The organism is Symbioplanes lichenis, assembly GCF_030709675.1.
Taxonomy (GTDB): domain Bacteria; phylum Actinomycetota; class Actinomycetes; order Mycobacteriales; family Micromonosporaceae; genus Actinoplanes; species Actinoplanes lichenis.
In genome coordinates this window covers 150,529-171,110 of record NZ_JAUZQD010000018.1, presented here as the reverse complement: position 1 = coordinate 171,110, position 20,582 = coordinate 150,529, and the positions used below count along the sequence as shown (strand labels likewise).

Here is a 20,582-nt window from a genome sequence, read left to right as displayed (position 1 = left end):
CGTGGGTCCGGCGGCGGGATCGGAATGCCCGGCCTAGGGCGGCACCGGCACCGGCACCGACGGCGGGGCGGAGCCTAGTAGCGGAACATGGCCAGGCTGCGTTGCAGGTCGTGGGCCACCCGCGAGAGCTGGTCGGCCGCGGTCGCGGTCTCGGCGGCGGCTTCGGTGGTCTGGCCGGCGGCGTCGGCGACCTCGGCCACGTTGGCGGTGATCTGGTGGGAGCCGGTGGCCACCTCGCCGACGTTGCGGCTCATCTCGTTGGTGGTGGCGGTCTGCTGCTCGACGGCGGCGGCGATGGCGCTCTGGGTGGCGTTGATCTGGTCGATGACGGCGCCGATCTCGCCGATGGCGGCGACGGCGGCCGCGGAGTCGGCCTGGATGGCGCCGACGCGGGTGCGGATGTCCTCGGTGGCGCGGGCCGTCTCCTGGGCGAGCTCCTTGACCTCGCCGGCGACGACGGCGAAGCCCTTGCCCGCCTCGCCGGCCCGGGCGGCCTCGATGGTGGCGTTGAGGGCGAGCAGGTTGGTCTGCTCGGCGATGCCGGTGATCATCTTGATGACGGAGACGATCTCGGCGCTCGAGGAGCCGAGCTTCTCGAGGATCTGGCCCGCCTCGCCGGAGATGCGGACCGCCTGACCGGCCACGTCGGCGGCGCTCGAGGTGCTGCGGGCGATCTCGCTGATCGAGCTGCCGATCTCCTCGGCGCCCGCGGAGACGGTGCTGATCGTGCGGCTGATCTCCTCCGACGCCTGGGAGACGGCGCCGGCGCGGTTCGCGGACTGGGCGGCCGACGAGTTCATCCGGTTGGCGACCGCGGTGAGGTCCTCGGAGGAGGAGGCGAGCGTGGTCACGTTCGTGCCGATGTCACGCATGGCGGCGGTGAGGCGGTCCAGGGCGGTGTTGAGCGCCCCTGCCATCCGGGCGACCTCGTCCGACTTCGAGGACCGGGAAAACCCCGGAAGCCGGGACAGGAAAGAGAACCGGGAAGCGGGGGAGGACAGCGTCAGCCGCTGATCCAGCCGCCCCTCGGCCAGCCCCTCCAGCACGACCACCGTCCGCCGCAACGGCCCCACGACGGCCCGGCTCACCACGAACGCGATGGCGCAGGCCGCGAGAATCCCCAGCCCCACCAGCGCGTACGTGATGATCTGCGCGACCGTCGCCGACCGGCTGGCCTGGCTCTTCTCCCGGGCCGCCGCCTTGTCCTCGAGCGCGGCCAGGTTGTTGAGCGCCACGGTGATCTTGCTGGTGAGCGGGTCGATGTAGTTGTTCTGCACGCCGAGGAAGGTGCTCAGGCTGTTCGCCTTGGCCGCCGGGACGAGCTGCTGGTCGCGGACTTTCCGGTACTCGGCGAGCCCGGCGGCGAACGCGTCACGGTCACCGGACGTGCCGCCGGCCGGCCGGGCCACGTACGCCTGCCAGGTCCCGTCGATCGTCGCGTCCAGCCGCTGGATCGCCGCCTGCACGTCGGTGACGTCGGTCAGCGGCGACCGCAGCAGCAGCTTGTCCGACAGCGCCGTCGACTGCTGGACCGACGCCCGGACCTCGCCGAGGCGGCCGATCGCCTGGAGGTTGTGGTCGTACATGGTCTCCAGGCGCGTGTTGGCGCTGTGCAGCTCGACGAGCCCGGTGGCGCCGACGGCCACCACCAGGACGCCGAGGGCCCCGAATCCGGCGAAAAGCTTGTGAGCGACGAGCACAGAACCAGAATCGGGGACAAACGCCGCGCAGTCAGTCGATACCGAGATCCCGTCGCAGCTTCGCCACGTGACCGGTCGCCTTGACGTTGTACATCGCCTGCTCGATCGCGCCGTTCTCGTCGATCACGAAGGTCGAGCGGATGACGCCCATCACGGTCTTGCCGTAGTTCATCTTCTCGCCGTACGCGCCGTAAGCGGTCAGGACGCTCTTGTCCGCGTCGCTCACCAGCGGGAACGTGATGGAGTCGCGCTCACGGAACTTCGCCAGCTTGTCCGGGGAGTCGGGGGAGATGCCGACGACCTCGTAGCCCGCGGCCTGGATCGAGCCCAGGTTGTCGCGGAAGTCGCACGCCTGCGTGGTGCAGCCGGGCGTCATCGCGGCCGGGTAAACGTACAGGATCACCTTGCGTCCGCGCAGATCCTTCAGCGTCAGGGTGTCGCCGTTGTCGGTGGGCAGGGAGAACTCGGGGGCCGGGTCCCCCGCGGAGAGCCGCTCAGTCATGCGTCCGAGGTTATCCGGGCGGGCTCGGCGGCCCGCAGGCGCAGGACGCCGGTCACGGCGGTGCCCGCTCCGGCTCCCAAGGCGACGAGTACGGCCCCCCGCGCCACCCACCCCGGCCCGGGGAAAGTGACGACGGCCTGCGTGAACACGCCCGCGTCGTTGAAGCCCCCGAAGATCGCCAGTGCGCCGCCGCCCAGCAGCAGGAGGAATGGTCTTCGCCACAAGCCGGCGCCGATCGCGAGCAGCGCGGCGACGATGGCCGGAGCCTGGGCGTCCACACCGACGGCCGCGCGCGTGATCGCGTACACGATGGCAATCAAGCCCGCGACCAGCGCAACCGTCCCCACCCAGCGCCGGGCCAGGATGGTCGCGACCGCCAGCGCGACCGCGCCTGCCCACCACAGCCATGCCCGCGGCGGCGGCACCCAGGTCAAGGTCCCTTCCACCGCATAGGTACGCGCCCCCGAGCGCAACGGCACGCTCCACCTCCGCAGCTCGTGCGCCCGCGACGGGTCGGCTTGCGCCTGCGGGGGCAACCCGTCGGAGAGCCAGCGATCGCGCTGATCGTGCCACCGGACAGTGCGCTCCGACGAGATCTTCTGCCACTGCGGCGCCGCGGTCGGATCAGCATTCGCCGGTACGGCCGCATCGCCGTCCAGCGTCGCATTGGTGTACGTGGCCGGCGAGTTGACGTTCTGCCACACCCCGTCGGGGCGTACGTCGAGATAAGGCTCACCTTGATAGCCGAGCACCTCGACGCTGTGCCCGGTGTCATTGGTCAGCTCGAGCCGAGCGCCCGCCTCGACGACCCGCACGGAGAGGCCGGCGACGTTCTCCGTGAGCCCGGTCACCTCGATCCGGTACGCCGTCGCGTCCGGGGCCTCGCCGCCGTGCGCCGACGCGGGGCCGGCCGGCCCGAGAAGCGCCCCGGCCAGCACCGCGAGGAGCAGGGCGGCACGTCTCATCCCACCGCTTTTTCCAAGCCGGCGGCGGTCCGGTCCTCGAGCACCGTCCCGTTGACCTTGATCGTCGGCGTGCCGGTGACCCCCGCCGCGGAGGCCTTGTCGGTGACGTCCGTCGCCCAGCCCTGGTAGGTGCCGTTGTTCACCGCGTCCGCGAAGGCCTGGTCCGTCAGTCCGACCGACTGGCCGAGCTCGATCAGCTTCGCGTTGTCCAGCCCGTCGCTGTTCTCCTCGGGCTGATTGGCGAAGAGCACCTCGTGGTACTCGTAGAACTTCCCACCCGCCGCCGCGGCCGCCGCCGCCCCCGCCGAGCGCGTCGAATACTCCGTGCCGTTGGAGGCGCGGTCGAGGATCGAGATCGGGTGGTAGTTGACCGTGACCTTCTTCTCGTCGACGAGCTTGGTGATCGTCGGACCCGCCGAGTCCTCGAACTCGTGGCAGATCGGGCACATGAAGTCCTCGTAGATGTCGATCGTCACGGGACCCTCGCCGCGGGCGAAGGCCGTCCCGTCGTCGGTCGCGGTGGGCGGGACCACGACGCTACCCGCCGTGTCCTTCTCCTGCCCGGCCAGCACCGCCCAGCCGATCAGGCCCGCGATGACGAGGACGGCCACCACTCCGACGCTCGTCCACAGCGTGACCGTGCGCCGCCGCTCCCGCGCCTTCTGCTGAGCGACGATGCGTTTCGCCTCGGCGGCGCGCTGCTTGGTTGCCTTGCTCACTTGTCGTCCCCCATCAGGATGCTGTCGACCGACATCCGCGTGCGCGGCCAGACCAGCAGGACCCCTGCCAGTACGAGGAAGCCGGCGTCACGCGCGATGTCCCAGCCGTAGACCGGAGTGGCGCCCGCGCCCAGCTGCCCGCCCGAGCTGAAGCAGCCGCAGTCGATCGAGAGCCCGCGCACCCACGCCGAGACGATGCCGGCGATGAAGATCACGAGTACGACCGCGGAGATGCCGGCCACCAGGCGGACGGCCAGACCCGCGAGCAGCAGCAGCCCGAGCGCGATCTCGAGGAAGGGCTGGGCGGCGCCGATGACCTTCGCCACGTCGTACGGGAAGATCTGGTACGCGTTGACCGCCCGTCCGGACGCGGCCAGGTCACCGATCTTGAGGCCGCCCGCGACGAGCCAGACCACGGCCAGGCCCACGCGGGCGGCGGTCGAGATCCACGGCTGCATTTTCACCACGCCCCCTTAGTCGGCGTCCGGCGCCGCGGGGTTCCGTACTTCTGCTGGGGGTTAGCTGTATTTACCCCTCAAGAAGCCTGAGCCTGGGCCACCGCACTCACCAGTTCCTCACGGGCGCGGGCCACGCGGGAGCGAATCGTGCCGATCGCGACGTCTTCCACCTCGGCCGCCTCCGCGTACGAGAGGCCGAGCACCTGCGTCAGCACGAACGCCGTGCGACGCTCCTCACCCAGCCGGCCCAGCAGATCCGCCGCGCCGAGCCGGTGGGCGGGGTCGGGGTGGTGCGGCCGGTCGGTCCAGACCTCGGCCGCGAGCCGCGCGTCCAGGCGCCGCCGGCGGACGACGGCCCGCAGGTGGTCGGCGCAGGTGCGGCGGGCGATGCCGAGCAGCCAAGTGCGGATGCCGGCGCGCGCCTCGAAGGAGGGCAGCGCCTTGAACGCCCGCAGGAAGGTCTCCTGGGTCAGATCGTCCGCGGCGCCGGGGTCGACCAGCGCGGCGGTGAACCGCCACACCTCGGCCTGGGTGCCGCGCACGAGGGCAGCCTGGGCACCGGCGTCGCCGGCCCGCGCCCGGAGGGCGAGCGCGGTGAGTGGGTCGCTCGCTGTCACAAACCGAGATGGTACGCCCGTCATCAAGTGGCAGATCCGCCGGGAACTGTGGCACGTTTAGTCCGCCTGTCCGCCGTTGGGGGAGCCTCACTCGCATGACCGTCGACCGTCGCCGGGCCGTCGTGGCCCTGATCGGGCTGCTCCTCGGCCTCACCGGAGTGCTGCTCGGCCCGGCCGCTCCGGCCAGCGCGCACGCCGCGCTCGTGGCCAGCGACCCGGGCGCCAACACGATCGTCCCCGACGCGCCCAACAAGGTCACGCTGACCTTCAGCGAGTCGGTGCAGCTGATCTCCGGCAAGATCCAGGTGCTGGCGCCCGACGGCAGCCGCGCGGACCAGGGCGAGCCCCAGGCCAGCGGGGGGACGGTCACGATCCCGGTGCGTACGGGCGCCGGCCGCGGCACCTATCTCGTCAGCTACCGCGTCGTCTCCGCCGACAGCCACCCCGTCGCCGGCACGCTGCTCTACTCCGTCGGGGCGGCCTCCACTCCGCCCACGGAGACGGAAGTCGCGCAGAATGTCGACCCGGTGGTGCGCGCGCTGATTCCGGTCGGCAAATACCTCGGATACGCGGGCCTGGTCCTCCTCGTCGGCCCGGTGCTCGTGCTCGCGCTCCTGTGGCCCCACCGCCTGCCCCGATCCGGGCCGGCGCGCCTGGTGTGGACCGGCGTGGGACTCGTGCTGCTGAGCACCGTGCTCGCGTTGTGGCTGCAGGCGCCGTACTCGACGGGGTCCGGTCTGTTCGGGGTCTCCCTCTCGGATTTGCAGGACGTGCTGGGCAGCACCTTCGGCGCCGTGATGCTCGTGCGTCTGGGCGTGATCGTGGCGGCCGCGTTCCTGCTGCGCCCGCTCCTGGTCGGCGCCCGCGCGGACAACAAGGCCGACCTGGCCCTGCTCGGCGTCCTCGGCGTCGGCGCGATCGCCACCTGGCCGCTCACCGGGCACCCGACGGCCTCCCCGGTCGCCGGCGTCTCGGTGGTCGTCGACGCCATCCACCTCGCCGCGATGGCGGTCTGGCTCGGCGGACTGGTGATGCTGGCCGGCTTCCTGCTCCGCCAGGCCAACGAGCGCGAGCTCGGCGCGATCCTGCCGATCTGGTCCCGCTGGGCCGCGACCGCCGTGGCCGCGCTCATCGTCGCCGGCTCGGTGTCCGCGCTGATCGAGGTGTCGTCGTTCCAGGGCCTGATCGACAGCACGTACGGCCGGCTGATCCTCGTCAAGATCGGCCTGGCGGCCCTGGTGGTCGGCGTCGCGGCGTTCTCCCGCAAGCTCGTCCGGGAGCAGGCCGGCGAGCGTCCCGGCATCCTGCGCCGCGCGGTCTTCGTGGAGCTGGCCATCACCGCCGTGGTCCTCGGCGTGACGTCCGCGCTGGTCCAGATCAGCCCGCCGCGCACCGCCGAGGCGGCCGAGACCGCGGCGGCCACCACCCAGACGGTCTCCCAGACCCTGCGCGACGACTCCATGACCGTGCAGGCCGACATCTTCCCGGCGACGGTCGGCAACAACTCCATTCACCTGTACGCCTACACGCCCGACAACAAGCCGCTCACCGTGGTCGAGTGGTCCGCGACGGCCGCCCTGGAGACGAAGGGCATCGAGCCGATCGAGGTGCCGCTCCTGCGCATCACCGATTTCCACGCGGTCGGGGACATCGCGTTGCCGATGGCGGGCCAGTGGACGTTCAAGTTCACCGTGCGGACCAGCGACATCGACCAGTCCACGCTGACGATGACCGCGAACATCCAGTAACCCGGGGCGCCTTTTAAACCGTTGGAGGGCTAAAGAGTCGTTTGCCCATTTTGGTGGTATTTAGCGCTGTATGGTCCAGCGCAGTACCGACCAGAAGGGGAGATCGAGATGCGGCTGCTCCGCACGATCCTCGGCATGCTGTTGCTGACCGCCGGCCTGCCCGCACTGCTCGCCGGGGCCGCGTTCTGGGCCGCCCTGCAACATCGCGACGCGAGCGGTGCGTTCACGGGAACGATGCAGCGCCTCGCGACGTCCGGCTACGCCGTCGTGGTCGACGACGTCGACGGGCTGCTGCGCGCTGACGCCCCCTTCGCCCGGGTCGGCGACACCCGCCTGCGCGTCACCGCGGACACCGCCCAGGGCCCGGCCTTCGTCGGCCTCGCCCCGGCCGCCGACGCCGCGGCGTACCTGGCCGACCTGCCCCGCATCGCGGTCGCCTCGATCGACCTGGGCACCGGCGCCCTCCCCGTGACCGGCAAACTGGTCCCGGGCACGCGCGCCCCGGAGCAACTGCCCGGCAAGGCGGACTTCTGGCTGGCGACGGGGCGCGGCTCGGTCTCCTGGAACCCGGCCGAGATGCGCGACACCCCGTACTCGCTGATCATCATGAACCCGGCGGCCCAGCCGGGCGTACGCCTGGAAAGCACCGCGGCGGTCCAGCCCGGCTGGCTCAACCAGGCCACCTGGGGCCTCCTGACCGCCGGCACCCTCCTCGTCATGCTCGGCATGATCATCCTCGGCTGGCCCGCCCGCCGCCGCGAGGTCGTCTACGTCGTCGAACCCAGCCAGGTCCCCAGCCTGATGCAAGCAATCGGCGCCCCCCTCCCCCTGAGCCGCACCGGCGGCGGCCGCCACGCCGCCTCCCACCGCCCCCGAACCCTCGCCGACACCCAATCCCGAACCCGCCCGCCCTCCCTGGTCTGGCCCCCACGCCCCACCACCCCAGCCGCCTCCGTCTCTCCCTCCGTCGTCCCTGCGGCCGCCGTCTCTCCTTCCGTCGTTGCCTCTCCGGCCGCCTCTCCCGCCGCGGTTTCCGCTGTCGCCGTCGCTCCCTCTGCCGGCGCTTCCCCGGACGCCCCCACTCAGCCGATCGCCCCCACCGCCAAGCCGGCCCCGGGCGAACCCCTCAAGCTCCTCCCCACCCGCACCCCGAGCCAGACCCCCGCCGCCCGCCCGGTGTCACCGGCAGCCCCCACCACCCGCCCGGTGTCTCCGGCCGCACCCGCCGCCCGCTCGGTGTCTCCGGCCGCGCCCGCCGCCCGCCCGGCGTCCCTCGCAACTCCCGGCGCCCGCCCGGCGTCCCCCGCCGCGCAGCCTGCTCCGGGTGCCCGCCCAGCCGACCTCCCCATCTTCGAAGCCTCCGCCGTAGGAGCCTGGGTAGCCGAAACCGCCGCCGCCCGAGCCAAAGAAACCGAAGCCCGAGCCGCCGCCGCAGTAGCCGCCCACCGAGCAGCCCTGGCGAAGGCCGCCGCCAAACAAAACCCCAACCTCACCAAGCCCGCCGCTCCTGTCGCACCCGCCGCTCCTGCTGCTTCTTCGTCTTCTGCCGCGCCTTCCGCGACTGCTGCTCCGACCGCTCCTGCCGTGACCGCCGCTCCTGCCGTGACCGCCGCACCCGCCGCGACCGCCGGTTCCGCCGCGCCTACCAAGCCGTCCCGAGCAGCGGACCCGAAGCCGATCCCGCACCCGCTGGCCAAGCCCACCCCAATCCCCGCCACAAAGCCGCCCGCCCCGCCAGCGCCCGCGTCTCCCTCGCCGCTGCCCACCAAGGCGCCCGCCGCCGACACCAAGCAGCCCCCGGCCACCAGCCCGACGCCCGCCGCCGCCCAGCCCGCCACCGTGGCGACGCCCGCCGCCGAGGCCAAGCCCGCTGCCGACGCCAAGCCCGCTGCCGTCCAGCCTGTTGCCAGGCCGGCCGCCGAGGCCAAGCCCGCTGCCGGCACGCAGCCGACGCCTACTGCTGCGTCGAAGCCGCCGTCTGCCCCCGAGCCGAGGCCGTCGTCCACGCCCGCCCCCAAGCCGGAGCCCGTCGCTGAGCCCAAGCCGTCGCCCGTCGCTGAGCCCGAGCCGTCGCCCGCCGCCGAGGCGAAGCCGGCCACCAAGCCGACCCGCCCGGCCAAGGCGACACCGCGCAACGCTCTCTTCGGCGGCCCGCCCGCCAACGCCTGGGCCGCCACGGGCCTGACCCGAGCCGACTCCCCGCGCGTAGGCATCACCCCGAAGCCCCAGCAGCCCGCCGCCCCGTCCGCCGCCACTTCACGCGTAGCCACTCCGGCGGCCTCGCCAACGGCCGCCGCGCCCACTGCTCCTCGGCCGTCCGCCGCCGTGCCAACCGCTGCCGCTGCGCCAACCGCTGCCGCGGCGCCGACCGCTGCTGCGCCGACCGCTGGATCGGCTGCGGCTGCGCCGTCTGGTTCGGCCACGTCCCCGTCGGCGAGTGGCACGTCGGCTGATCGCGCCAAGCCGGCGCCTGCTCCGGCGCCCCCGCGGCCTGTACCGGCGCCTTCGCGGCCGTCGGTCCCGGGGCCTTCGCGACCGGTCGAGCCGCAGCGGCAGCCCGTCCCGGCGGCGGCCAACGACAAAGCCGGTCCGGTGTCGGCTAACGACGAAGCTGCCCCGGTAGCGGCCAACGACAAGGCCGTCCCGGCGGCGGCCGACGACAAGGCCGTCCCGGCGGCGGCCGACGAAAAGCATGTCCCGGCCGCGGGCGAGGAGAAGTCGACCTCGATGGCAAGCGGGGAAGGCAAGCCCACCGTCACGGTCGCCAAGGAGCCGCAGCTGGCCTCCGCGCCCATCGCAGAGTCGACGGCCCCTCCCGAGCAGGTGCAGCTGCCGTCGGGCCGTCCGGTTTCCGACGAGTCGAAGTCGGCTTCGGCTCCGGCGGCGACGGCTGAGGCCGAGGCTAGGGCTGGAGCTGGAGCTGGAGCTGGAGCTGGAGCTGGACAAGCGTCGAAGGCCGGGACGGTCATGGCTCCGACGGCGGGTGGGCCGTTGCCGAGGCGGGTTCCGGCCCCGGCGCCTGAGGCTCGTCCGGCTGGGGGCGATGGGCGACCTTCGGCTTGGCCGGTGGTTCCTGGTTCTCGGGCGGTGCCGCTGAGCGGTTCGGGGCCGCGGCCGGCGTCGGACTCTGAGGCGCGACCGGGCTCGGGTCATGCGGGTGCGAAGGGGGACCAGCTCACCGAGACGCGCATTGCCGGGCCGCGATCGGAGGTCATGTCGACGGCCGAGCGTACGCCCAGCGCCGACGTCGAGCGCACGCCCAGCGCCGACGTCGAGCGCACGCCCAGCGCAGAGGTCGAGCGCAGGCCCGGCGCGGAGGTCGAGCAGACGGCCGGCCCGAAGGTGGAGCGCACGCCCAGCCCGAAGGTCGAGCAGGCGGCCGGCGCAGAGGTCGAGCAGACGGCCGGCGCAGAGGTCGAGCGCGCGCCCGATGCGAAGGTCGGCAGCCCCACGGTTGCCCAGCCTGCCCCGGAGCGCGGCGAAGCGGAGAGCGACGCGCCCGCGACTGCCGAGTCGGAGGCGCGCAAGGGGGAGGGGTCTTCGGTGCTTGGTGACTACAAGGCTGAGGTGGCCGAGTTGCTCGGCAACGGGGCGGCCAAGCGGCGGCGGAAGGGCTTCACCGCGGCGGGCCTGCCGGCGCCGGATCCGGCTGATCTGGAGCCGCCGATGAAATTGACGCGGCCGCCGCGGCGGGGGATCGGGCGGGGCTCCGGCAAGGAGTGATCGAGGCCGGCTGAGAAGGCCGGCCCGGCGAAACGACAATCGCAGACACCGAAGGGCCCTCCGCGCTGCCGGCGCGGAGGGCCCTTTACCGGGGGAACGGAGTTACCGAAGGGGGGCTTCGTCCGTTAAGACCAGTTTAGGGGCTGTCGCGCCCGGCTGGGTAGAGGTGCGACCGAATAAGGCATTCTTGGGTGATTCTGTCCGGCTGGGTGCGTGGCTCCCGATCAGGTGGGTACGGGCGGAGGCTTCCGCGCTGTACCGGGTGTGCGCGTAGGCTGGGCGGGTGGCTGATCTTCTCGTGTGGATCGATTGTGAGATGACCGGCCTCGATCTCGGCAAGGATGCCCTGATCGAGGTGGCGGCGCTCGTCACCGGTCCCGATCTGAACGTGCTCGGCGAGGGTGTCGACCTCGTGATCCACGCCGACGACGCGGCGCTCGACGCGATGCCCCAGGTGGTGCGGGACATGCACGCCAAGTCGGGGCTGACCGAGGAGGTGCGGCGCTCGACCGTGACGATGGCGGAGGCCGAGGCGGCCGTCCTCGACTACGTCAAGCAGTACGTCCCGAATCCGCGCACGGCCCCGCTCTGCGGCAACTCGATCGCCACGGACCGCGGGTTCCTGGCCCGGGACATGCCGGAGTTGGACGACTTCCTGCACTACCGGATGATCGACGTGTCCTCGATCAAGGAGCTGACCCGCCGCTGGTACCCCCGGGTCTACTTCGGCCAGCCCCAGAAGGGTCTCGCCCACCGGGCGCTCGCCGACATCCGCGAGAGCATCCGCGAGCTCGAGTACTACCGTCGCACCGTCTTCGTCCCGCTCCCCGGCCCGGACGTCGAGCAGGCCCGCGCCATCGCCGCCGAGCTCTGACCGCCCCGGCTCCGTGGGCCGGTGCCATCTGCTCGGTGGGCCGGTGCCACCTGCTCGGTGGGCCGGTGCCACCTGCTCGGTGGGCCGGTGGCACCCGCTCGGGTAACCCGGTCGACAGGGTGGTGGGGGACCCAGCTATGCTTGTCCGGCGCACGCTGCGAGGGAGATCTTCGCGGCGGTCGGCATGGTGGTCGTAGCTCAGTTGGTAGAGCACCTGGTTGTGGTCCAGGGGGTCGCGGGTTCAAGTCCCGTCGATCACCCCATGCAGTGCGAAAGCCCGCTCCGAGGAGCGGGCTTTTTGCGTTTCCGAGCCACGCGCTGTCCGGTCCGAGCGGCCGCGGCAAAGGCCGTCATCGAGGTGACGGCGAGTGGCAGCGGAGGGTGGCGACAGCGAGGGCCGTCATCGAGGTGACGGCGAGCGGCGGCGGAGTTCAGCGACAGCGCGGGCCGGCCCCGGGTGAAAGGGCAGGCGGCGAGCCGGGGCAGAAGAAGGCGTCAGCGCAGGACGGCCCCGCGGACTAAGAGCGGACGAAGAGCAGCGGGCGACGTGCGGCCGGTGAAGAGCGCGGGCCAGGGGTGGCGGCGAACGGCAGCCAGCGACGAGCGGTCGGCGACCAGCGGCGGGTGACGGGTGGCTGGCGAGAGCGGGGCAACAAGCAAGGCAGCGACGAGCGGCGGGCAACTGGCCAAAGGCGGCGGGTGGGAGAGCGGGGCGGCGTGACCAGGTAGACAGGTGCTTGGGGCGGGCGGCGGCCTAGGGTGAGATGCGTGGCTGATACAGCGAGTTCCGGGCGGGGGGCCGGGGCTGTGGCCGGGCGCGGGGCGGGCGGCGGGGCGTTCGGGTGGCGGTTCATGGTGCCGCTGGTGGTGGGGTCGGCGTTGAATCCGATCAACAGCTCGATCATTGCTACGGCGCTGGTGCCGATCGCAGCGCGGTTTTCGGTGCCGGCCGGGCGTACGGCCGTGCTTGTCGCCGTTCTCTACGTGGCGAGTGCCACCGCTCAGCCTGCGCTGGGCAAGGTGGCGGGGCGGTTCGGGCCGCGGCGGGTCTTCCTGGCGGGGATCTCGCTGGTTTTCGCCGGCGGGCTGATCGGCAGCTTGGCGCAGAGCCTGACCCTGCTGACAGTCGCGCGGGTGGTGATCGGCGTCGGCACCTCGGCCGGCTATCCGACGGCGATGCTGCTCATCCGGCGCCGGGCGGAGCGGGCCGGGATCGCGGCGCCCGGCGGGGTGCTCGGGGCGATCACGATGGCGGGGCAGTTGACGGCCGCGCTCGGGTTGCCGCTGGGTGGGGTGCTGGTCGGGGCGTTCGGGTGGCGGATCGTGTTTCTCGTCAACCTGCCGGTGGCGGTGCTGGCGTTCGTGATGGCCCGGCTGTGGGTTCCAGCGGACGAGCCCATCGACACCGTACGCACCTGGGCCCGGGACATTGATCTCGTCGGCGTCCTGCTGTTCGCGGCGACCTTCTCGTGCCTGCTCGGATTCCTGCTCTCGTTGAGTGGCGGCGGGGCGAGGTGGCCGGCGCTCGCCGCGGCGCTGATGCTCCTGGTCGTTCTGACGGTACGGGAGTTGCGGGCGACGTCTCCGCTCGTGGACCTCCGGCTGCTGCGGAGCAACGGCGGGCTGACCCGTACCTATGTGCGGCAGCTCTGCACGCAGCTGGTCATGTACTCGCTCATGTACGGCGTCACGCAATGGGTGCAGGACGGCAAGGGGCTGTCGGCGGCCCTCGCGGGGCTGGTGATGTTGCCCATGACGGGGATGTCGGCGCTGGTCACGGCCCCGGTGGCCCGGCGCAACGCGGTGCGGGGGCCACTGCTGGCCGCCGCGGTGGTCGCGCTGGGCGTGGCGGTCACCCTCCGGTTCATGACCGTCGGTACGCCCACAGCCGCCATCATCGCCCTCACCGTCGCCTTCGGCGTGACCGCTTCGCTCGGGGCGGTCGGGAACCAGGGTGCCCTCTACGCCCAGTCGCCCGCGCGCGATGCCGGGACGGCGGCCGGCCTGATGCGGACCTTTGCCTATCTGGGCGCGATTCTCGCCTCGAGCCTGATCAGCCTCAGCTATGCCCACGGGGTGACCGACGCGGGCCTGCACTCGATCGCCACGGGGCTCATCGCCGGCAGCTCGATCCTGCTGCTGCTCACGGCCCTCGACCGCCGCCTCCCCCGCCACATAGACCGGCCGTGAAGGCCCGCAGCCTCGTGGAGAAGCCCGGCCGTGACCACGAGCGGGGCGGGGTAGGGCGCATAAAGGACGCCGCTGCGAATTCCACGGGGGAAGAACTCGCAACGGCGTCGTCAATGACGATAGTCGATCCGGTGTCAATCGTCCATATCGGTGTGGCAACGGGTTCGAAAAGCCAGCTCAGCGCGGTCGTCCGGCCCCGCCGCGTCCGGAACGGCCCCGTCCGGGGAGGTCCGAACAGCGCTCCGGACCGCCCGGAAGGACGAAGCAGTCCGGCAAGACCGAAGGAGCGTGGCCAAGCACAAGAGCGGAGGAGCGAGGCCGAAGGAGCGTGGCCAAGCACAAGAGCGGAGGAGCGAGGCCGAAGGAGCGTGGCCAAGCGCAAGAGCGGAGGAGCGAAGCCCGAAGACGCGCGGCGAACCCCAGGAGTCAGAGACCCAGCCGAGCCGTCGTCCCCCGCCCCGCCCCCGGCGACGACATCTGCAAAAAGCCACCGTGCGCCGACGCGATCCCCGCCGCGATCGTCAGCCCGAGCCCCATCCCCGGCACGGCCTGCTTCCGCGCGTGCCGCCCCCGGAAGAACCGCTCGGTCACATGCGGCAGCTCGTCCGCCGGGATCCCCGCCCCCGAGTCGGTGACCTCGACGATGGTGGCGTCCGCCCGGCGCATCGTGACGCGGACCGAGCCGCCCGGCGCCGAGAACAGGACGGCGTTGCGGACGAGCTGCTCGACCGCCTGCGCGAGACGGGCCGGGTCGGCGCCGCCCACGACGGTCCGGCCGTCGCCGGTGACCGTGACGGTGACGTCGCGGCTCGCGGCCACGGCGCTGGTGCCGGCCACGGCCGCCGCGACGACCGTACCGATGGGGGTGGGGGTGGCCTGGGTCATCTTGGCGTCGGCGGTGCCTTCGAGGAGGTGGTCGACCATGCGGACGAGCCGCTCGCCGTTGCGCCGGATCGGGTCGATGAGCCGCCCGTACGGAGCCAGCGCCGCATCGTCCGTGAGCAGCTCGAGGTAGCCCTGGATGGCGGCGACCGGGGTCCGTAGCTCGTGGCTGACCGTGGCGACCAGGTCCTCCTCGCGCCGCACGGCCTGGGCCAGCGCGTCGCCGAGCTCGATGAGCCGCAGCCGGGACCGGATGGCGGCGAGGTGCCCGGAGGCCTGACCCGCCAGCAGTGTCAGCGCGTCGATCTCGCGGTCGCTGAAGTCGCGCGGCTCGTCGCCGATGGCGCAGACGGCCCCGAGGGCGTGCCCGTCCTCGTCGATCAACGGCGCCCCCGCGTACGAGCGGATCCACGGCGCCCCCGTGACCAGCCCGTTGGCGACGAACCGGGAGTCGAGGCGCGCGTCCGGAACGATCAGGGGCGTTCGGGGCGTCAGCGTGTGCGCGCAGAAGGAGAGGTCGCGGGCGGTCGCGTCCAGGCCCAGCCCGGTGTTGCCGGCGAACCACTGGCGGTTCTCGTCGATGAGCGTGACCAGGGCGATGGGCGTGCCGACGAGGGTGGTGGTGAGCCGGGTCAGCTCGTCCAGGGCCGCCGGGCGCGGGGCGTCGAGCAGCCCGTAGCTGCGCAGCGCCGCCACTCGTGCCTCCTCGGCCATGACCGTGTTCACCGCTGTCCCCTCGCTCGTCCGGCCGCGGCGGGGAAACCAGGTTCCCGCCGCGTCGTTGTGCGCTGAAGGTCGGCCGCCCGGGGGGAGCGTTGAGTGAAAGACCGGTCCGGCAACCAGGATGAACCCCGGCGCCGAAGAACTCGCGGGCCGCTGCCGATCAGAGGAGCGTGGCGCTTGGTGTTGTTGTGCTGGTCGGGGTGGTCCTCGTCGCGGCCCGGTTGATCACCGATCCGCAGGGTCAGGCGGCGAATGTCGAGTTCTACCGGTCGTACCTGATCACGTCGGTCGTCGCGACCGTGGTGACGTGGATCGCCGCGGGCCGGGGGCCGGCCGACGCCCGCCGCCCGTGGCGCTGGATCGCGCTGGGTTTCACGGCTCTGCTCGTACCCCAGCTGCTCTTCATCGCCGTCGCGGCCCGGCAGGAGATGCCGCCGTTGTGGGTGGTGATGGCGGTGCTGGGCGGGCGGGTGCTGTGGGCGGTGCTGCTGGTGGCGGGCACGCTGAAGTTCCCGATGCGGCCGCTGACCGGGCGGCAGCGCACCCGCTTCCTGGCCGACATGGCCACGGTGCTGGGCGGCGCGTTCGTCATCTCCTGGTACTTCCAGCTCGGCCCGGCGCTGACCGAGTCCGGCCGGCTCGGGTTCGACCAGCTCACGGTGCTCTCGCTGGCGGTCGGGGACCTCGGCATGATCTTCGGCGTGTGCGCGGTCCTGATGCGCAACGGCCTGACGACCTGGCGCGGGCCGCTGCCGGTCTTCCTCGCCGGGCTGGTCACCTTCCTGGCCGGGGACCTGCTCTACGCCCACGCCATCCTCGCCGGTCCGCTGGTGTGGGCGACCCCGCTGTCGCTCACGCTCAACGTCGCCGACCTGATCATGGCCGCCGCGGCGGCCGTACACCTGCGGAAGCCGGACGCGACGGGGGCCGAGCCGGGCCGGGTGAGCGCGGGGGTCGCCTACCTGCCCTATGTCGCCCTGCTCAGCGGCTACACGATGATGCTCGTCGCCGCGGTGCGGGAGGGGCGGGCCTATCCGTGGGGCGGGCTGGCGGTGGGCGTGTTCGTGATGACCGGCGCGGTCGTGCTGCGGCAGCTCGTGGCGCTGCGGGAGAACCATCACCTCGTCGTGCACGACCACCTGACCGGGCTGGCCAACCGCATCTCCGCCGACGCCGCGCTGGCGGCCGCCGTGCGCCGCCACCGGCAGGACGGGCAGGAGTCGGCGGTGCTGCTGATCGACCTGGACGGCTTCAAGACGATCAACGACACCCGCGGGCACGAGGCCGGCGACGCGCTGCTCGCGGCGTTCGCGGGCATTCTCACCGCCACCGTACGTACCTCCGACGTCGCCGCCCGCGTCGGCGGCGACGAGTTCGTGGTCGTCCTCGACCGTCCCGGATCGGCCGAGCGGGCCGTCGCGGTGGCCCGCCGCATCCTCGACGCCGCCGCGGACCCGGTGCTGATCAACGGCGAGGAGCTGCCGATCCGGGCGAGCATCGGCATCGCGATGACCGACCCGGACGCCGACGCCACGACCGTGCGGCACCGGGCCGACATGGCCATGTACGCCGCCAAGCGCGCCGGCCACGGCACCGAGCTGTGGCAGCCGGCCCTGCCCGGCCGCACGGCCGCCGAGGAGGCCTTCGACGCCGATCTGGCCGGTGCCACCGCCGCCGGTCAGCTGCGCGTGGTCTACCAGCCGATCGTCGACCTCGAGGACGGCTCGACCGTGGGCGTGGAGGCGCTCGTCCGCTGGGAGCATCCGGTGCTCGGGACGATCGCGCCGGACCGGTTCATCGCGGCCGCCGAGCGTACGGGGGTCATCCACGAAATCGGCCTCTGGGTCCTCGCCCGGGCCGCCGAGCAGGTGCGGGCCTGGCAGACGGAGACCGGCCGGTCCCTCTATGTCAGCGTCAACCTCTCGCCCCGTCAGCTCGACGAGCCGGGACTCGTGCACGACGTAGCCCGCCGCCTCGGCGACGCCGGGCTACGCCCGCAGGATCTGGTCCTGGAGCTGACGGAGAGCGCGCTGGTGGAGGAGACGAGCGCGGTGCCGGCGCTGACCCGGCTGCGGGGTCTGGGCGTACGGATCGCCGTCGACGACTTCGGCACGGGCTACTCGTCGCTGCGCTACCTGACCCGGCTGCCGGTCGACATCCTCAAGCTCGACCGGTGCTTCGTCGCCGAGCTCAACGGTGACCCGCAGGGGTCGGCTGTCGCCGAGGCGGTGCTGCGGCTGGCGCAGGCCCTGCACCTGGACACCGTGGCCGAGGGCATCGAGACGGCCGAGCAGGCCGCCGAGCTGTCGCTGCTCGGCTATCGGCGGGGCCAGGGCTACCACTACGCGCGGCCGATGAGCCCGGAGGAAGCCCTCGGCCGGGTGAAGCTGGCATTCACGAATTCGCATGGGGGACTTCCCTAGGCGACCATGCACAGCGCATGCTGAGCGTGGTGATGTGATGACTGACAGTGTTCCACTCCACGTGGTGACCCGGATCGAGAGCCCGATCCGGGAGATCCGGCTGGCCGCCGTGGACGACCTGGCCTGGTTCGCGGCCGGCGACGACCCCGGCGCGGCGGCCGACGCCAGGATGCACTTGCAGCGGCTGACCGAGGACGACAGCCGTGCCGTCTCGGCCGCGGCGGCGACTGCTTTGGAGCGTACGGCCATCCGCCTCAACCCCGACCGGATCGACTTCGGTCAGGTCCCGCCCGGCACCGCCCCGCTGACCGTCCAGGTCCTGGTCGAGGGGCCACCACTGGCCGCCACCGAGGCCGCGGTGCACGTCTCGGGCGCCGGCCTGCGTGCCGCCTTCGCCGGACGGCAGCTGCACATCGAGTGGACGCCCGGCTCGGAGTGGCTCGACGGCTCGGTCGCCGTCCGCGGCCCGGCCGGCTGGGCCGAGGTGCGCGTGACCGGCGAAGTGACCGAGGCGGTGCCGCTGACCCGCGCGGTCCTCGCCGAACGGGTACGCGACCTCGACGGCGTCGGCGACTACGCCACGTCCCGCGTGACCGTGCTGCCCGCGGAGCCCCCGCGCCCGCGTCACCGCCGCCGGGCCGGAGCAGCCGTCCTTGTCGCCGGGCTCACGTCGCTCGTGCTGATCGGTGGCGTCGGCGTGGCGGTAGCCCTCACCAACGGCGGACAGCAACAGCGGGACCCGCTCGCCGCGCCCGGGCCCAGCCCCGAGGTGGAGGACCACTCGCTGCATCTGTTGCAGGACACGCCCGACGGGGCACCGCAGCTGGCGCCGCCCGTACCCGCGGAAATCCAGAAGATCCCGATCCTCACACATGCCCGCAGCCTCGGGAAGCCCGTCGTGACCGGCACGATCAAGGTCGGGAACGAGCCCGAGGGCGTCGCCGTCTCGCCCGACAACAAGACCGTCTACGTCGCCAACCAGAGCTCGCGGATCCTGTCCGTCGTGGACGTGGCCAGCAAGCGCGTGGCGTCGGTCGAGCTACGCAACACGCCCCGGTTCGTGGCCGTCTCCCGGGACGGCCGGCTGGTGTTCGTGTCCATGTACGAGACCGACAAGTCGGGCAGCGGCGTCGCCGTCGTGGACGCCCGGAGCCGCAAGGTGCTGCGGTACCTCGGGACGGGCGTGCAGCCGTACACCCTGCTGGTCGGTCCGGACGACCGGCTGTGGGTGCCGATCCACGGGCGCGGCACGGTCGAGATCTTCGGGAAGGACGCCACGACGCTGGCGGGCCGGGTCGCGGTGCCGAACAACCCGCACGCGATCGGCTTCTCCGCCGACCTCGCCCGGGCGTACACGGCCAACCACGAGTCCAATGCCGTGGCGGTGCTCGACATGCGTACGGGGAAGGTGCTCAAGACCATCCCCGTCAGCAAGGCGCCGCACAGTGTCGCCGTGTCGCCCGACGGCCAGCGGGTGCTGTCCGCCGGGTACGAGGCGGACACCGCCGACCTCATCGACGCGCGGGACTTCCACCGCATCGGGCCGCTCCGGGTGGGCACGGACCCGCAGAGCGTCGCGTTCGCGGCGGACAGCAGCCACGCGTACGTAGTCAACGAGGGCGACGACACGGTGTCGGTCCTGGACGGCTTCACCGGGGCCGTCACGAGCACGGTCAAGGTCGGCGGCAGCCCCCGCGTGATCGCGGTGTCACCGGACGGCCGGTCGGCGTACGTGTCCAACGGCGACGACAACACGATCAGCGTTCTCAAGGTCGGCTGAGACGACAGCGGGTGGGTGCGATGTCCATGGGGGGCTGGATCGCGCTGGCGATCACCGTGTTCGGCGCGGCCAGTTACGCGGCCGCGTCCCTGCTGCAGGCCGTCGCGGCCCGCAAGAGCGTGAGCACCGCCGCGACCATGAAACACCCGCTCTATCTGGCCGGCATCGGCTGCGACGTCATGGCCTGGGTCGGCTCGATGATCGCTCTCCGCGAGCTCGCCGTCTATCTGGTCGAGTCGGTGCTCGCCGGCTCGCTGGCCCTGACCGTCCTCGGCGCCCGGCTGATCCTCAAGTCCCGCCTGCGCCGGCGCGACATCGCGGCGGTCGTCGTCTCCATCTCGGCCCTCGCCGTCCTCGCCTCGTCGGCCGGCCCGCAGCACGGCGTCGAACTCACCCCGGTCCTGCGCTTCACGCTCTGCTCGGCCGCGATCACCATGGTCCTCTTCGGCTGGGGCGCGGCCCGCGCCGGCGCCCCGGCCGGCCTCGTCGCCGCCATGGGCGGCCTGTGCCTCGGCGGCGCCGCCCTGACCGGCCGGGCCCTCGGCGAGGTCACCGGGGGAGTGCTGGGCATCCTCACCGAGCCGCTCACCGCGGCGGTCCTGGTCTTCGCCGCCACCGGCATGATGCTGTACGCCCACGCGCTCCAGAACGGCCAGGTCGGCCCGGTGACCGCCGTCCACTGGAGCGCCGAGGTGCTCGCCCCGTCGGCGGTCGCGCTGCTCCTGCTCGGCGACACCGTGCGCCCCGGCTGGGAAGCCATCGCCCTCGTGGCCGGGCTGGTCACCGCGATGTCCGCCGTCGTCCTCGCCTCGGCCCCCGGCACCAGCGCGGCGGCACTCCCCGCCGAAGCCACCAGCGTGCCCGGCACCACGTCGATCGACCACGAGCCGAAATGGACCGTCCCGTCCGGCGAACCGATGCGCGTCGCCCGGCCCGCGACCCGGCCGTCCGTACCGTTGCCCCGCCCAGCCACCCCACCGATCGCCCGCCCCGCCGACCGCATCGTCTGGTGGGGCCCGCCGCCGATCTGGCGCCCGCCCGCGCGCACGGCGGCCGAGCTGGCGGCGGCCCCGCGCCCGGCCGAGCTCACGACGGGCGTGCCGCAGGTCCAGGCGCTCGGCACGCAACCGTGGCTCCCGGACGCCGACGTCATGGAAGCGCCCGCCACCGAGCCGATCCCCGCGTGGATGCTCGCCGGCACGTACCCGCAGGAGCCGCTCCCCGAGCGCGAGCGGGTCCGCCCCCCGGTCTGGGGCGACCAGTAGCCGATTCGCTCGT

The 20,582-nt window shown here is 72.7% G+C and carries 14 protein-coding genes and 1 tRNA gene; 8 read left to right on the top strand and 7 right to left on the bottom strand.

Annotated features, from left to right (window positions below):
* Positions 1 to 74: 74 nt before the first annotated feature.
* The 6 genes from RAN62_RS35545 to RAN62_RS35520 all read right to left on the bottom strand — a co-directional run bounded on the left by RAN62_RS35545 (position 75) and on the right by RAN62_RS35520 (position 4,985).
* Positions 75 to 1,700: a methyl-accepting chemotaxis protein gene (locus tag RAN62_RS35545; protein ID WP_305789235.1), complete on the bottom strand. Its 1,626-nt coding sequence runs from the start codon at positions 1,698 to 1,700 to the stop codon at positions 75 to 77.
* Positions 1,701 to 1,731: 31 nt separating this feature from the next.
* Positions 1,732 to 2,202 carry a thioredoxin-dependent thiol peroxidase gene (gene bcp / locus RAN62_RS35540; protein ID WP_305789234.1) on the bottom strand — a complete coding sequence of 157 codons (471 nt, stop codon included), beginning with the start codon at positions 2,200 to 2,202 and terminating at the stop codon, positions 1,732 to 1,734.
* The gene (locus RAN62_RS35535) at positions 2,199 to 3,167 is read right to left on the bottom strand and encodes a hypothetical protein (RefSeq protein WP_305789233.1); all 969 of its coding nucleotides are present in this window, start codon (positions 3,165 to 3,167) and stop codon (positions 2,199 to 2,201) included. The genes bcp and RAN62_RS35535 overlap by 4 nt, the downstream gene beginning before the upstream one ends.
* A complete protein-coding gene (locus tag RAN62_RS35530; RefSeq protein WP_305789232.1) occupies positions 3,164 to 3,886 on the bottom strand; it encodes a DsbA family protein in 723 nt (240 codons plus the stop codon). The genes RAN62_RS35535 and RAN62_RS35530 overlap by 4 nt, the downstream gene beginning before the upstream one ends.
* Positions 3,883 to 4,344, bottom strand: a complete 462-nt coding sequence (locus tag RAN62_RS35525) for a MauE/DoxX family redox-associated membrane protein (protein WP_305789281.1) — start codon at positions 4,342 to 4,344, stop codon at positions 3,883 to 3,885. The genes RAN62_RS35530 and RAN62_RS35525 overlap by 4 nt, the downstream gene beginning before the upstream one ends.
* Positions 4,345 to 4,421: 77 nt before the next feature.
* Complete coding sequence (locus tag RAN62_RS35520; protein WP_305789231.1) at positions 4,422 to 4,985, bottom strand: sigma-70 family RNA polymerase sigma factor; 564 nt, start codon at positions 4,983 to 4,985, stop codon at positions 4,422 to 4,424.
* A 71-nt stretch (positions 4,986 to 5,056) separates the two neighbouring features.
* On the opposite strand from RAN62_RS35520, the gene RAN62_RS35515 reads away from it, so the two are divergent.
* The 5 genes from RAN62_RS35515 to RAN62_RS35495 all read left to right on the top strand — a co-directional run bounded on the left by RAN62_RS35515 (position 5,057) and on the right by RAN62_RS35495 (position 13,496).
* A complete protein-coding gene (locus RAN62_RS35515; RefSeq protein WP_305789230.1) occupies positions 5,057 to 6,709 on the top strand; it encodes a copper resistance CopC/CopD family protein in 1,653 nt (550 codons plus the stop codon).
* Between the two features lie 108 nt (positions 6,710 to 6,817).
* Complete coding sequence (locus RAN62_RS35510; RefSeq protein WP_305789229.1) at positions 6,818 to 10,432, top strand: hypothetical protein; 3,615 nt, start codon at positions 6,818 to 6,820, stop codon at positions 10,430 to 10,432.
* A 283-nt stretch (positions 10,433 to 10,715) separates the two neighbouring features.
* Positions 10,716 to 11,306, top strand: a complete 591-nt coding sequence (gene orn / locus RAN62_RS35505) for an oligoribonuclease (RefSeq protein WP_305789228.1) — start codon at positions 10,716 to 10,718, stop codon at positions 11,304 to 11,306.
* A 187-nt stretch (positions 11,307 to 11,493) separates the two neighbouring features.
* Positions 11,494 to 11,569, top strand: a tRNA-His gene (locus RAN62_RS35500).
* 505 nt (positions 11,570 to 12,074) lie between these two features.
* Positions 12,075 to 13,496, top strand: coding sequence for an MFS transporter (locus RAN62_RS35495; protein ID WP_305789227.1), 1,422 nt, complete (start codon positions 12,075 to 12,077; stop codon positions 13,494 to 13,496).
* A 426-nt stretch (positions 13,497 to 13,922) separates the two neighbouring features.
* Here the strand turns inward: RAN62_RS35495 and RAN62_RS35490 are convergent, their stop codons facing one another.
* Positions 13,923 to 15,104, bottom strand: coding sequence for a GAF domain-containing sensor histidine kinase (locus RAN62_RS35490; protein ID WP_305789226.1), 1,182 nt, complete (start codon positions 15,102 to 15,104; stop codon positions 13,923 to 13,925).
* A 167-nt stretch (positions 15,105 to 15,271) separates the two neighbouring features.
* Between RAN62_RS35490 and RAN62_RS35485 the strand changes: the two genes are divergently transcribed.
* From RAN62_RS35485 to RAN62_RS35475, 3 genes are read left to right on the top strand one after another with little or no spacing between them, the layout of a single operon-like run.
* Positions 15,272 to 17,524, top strand: coding sequence for a putative bifunctional diguanylate cyclase/phosphodiesterase (locus RAN62_RS35485; RefSeq protein WP_305789225.1), 2,253 nt, complete (start codon positions 15,272 to 15,274; stop codon positions 17,522 to 17,524).
* Between the two features lie 37 nt (positions 17,525 to 17,561).
* The gene (locus RAN62_RS35480; protein WP_305789224.1) at positions 17,562 to 19,304 is read left to right on the top strand and encodes a YncE family protein; all 1,743 of its coding nucleotides are present in this window, start codon (positions 17,562 to 17,564) and stop codon (positions 19,302 to 19,304) included.
* Positions 19,305 to 19,330: 26 nt separating this feature from the next.
* Positions 19,331 to 20,569 (top strand): hypothetical protein, encoded by a 1,239-nt coding sequence (locus tag RAN62_RS35475; RefSeq protein WP_305789223.1) that lies wholly within the window; start codon positions 19,331 to 19,333, stop codon positions 20,567 to 20,569.
* Positions 20,570 to 20,582 lie beyond the last annotated feature (13 nt).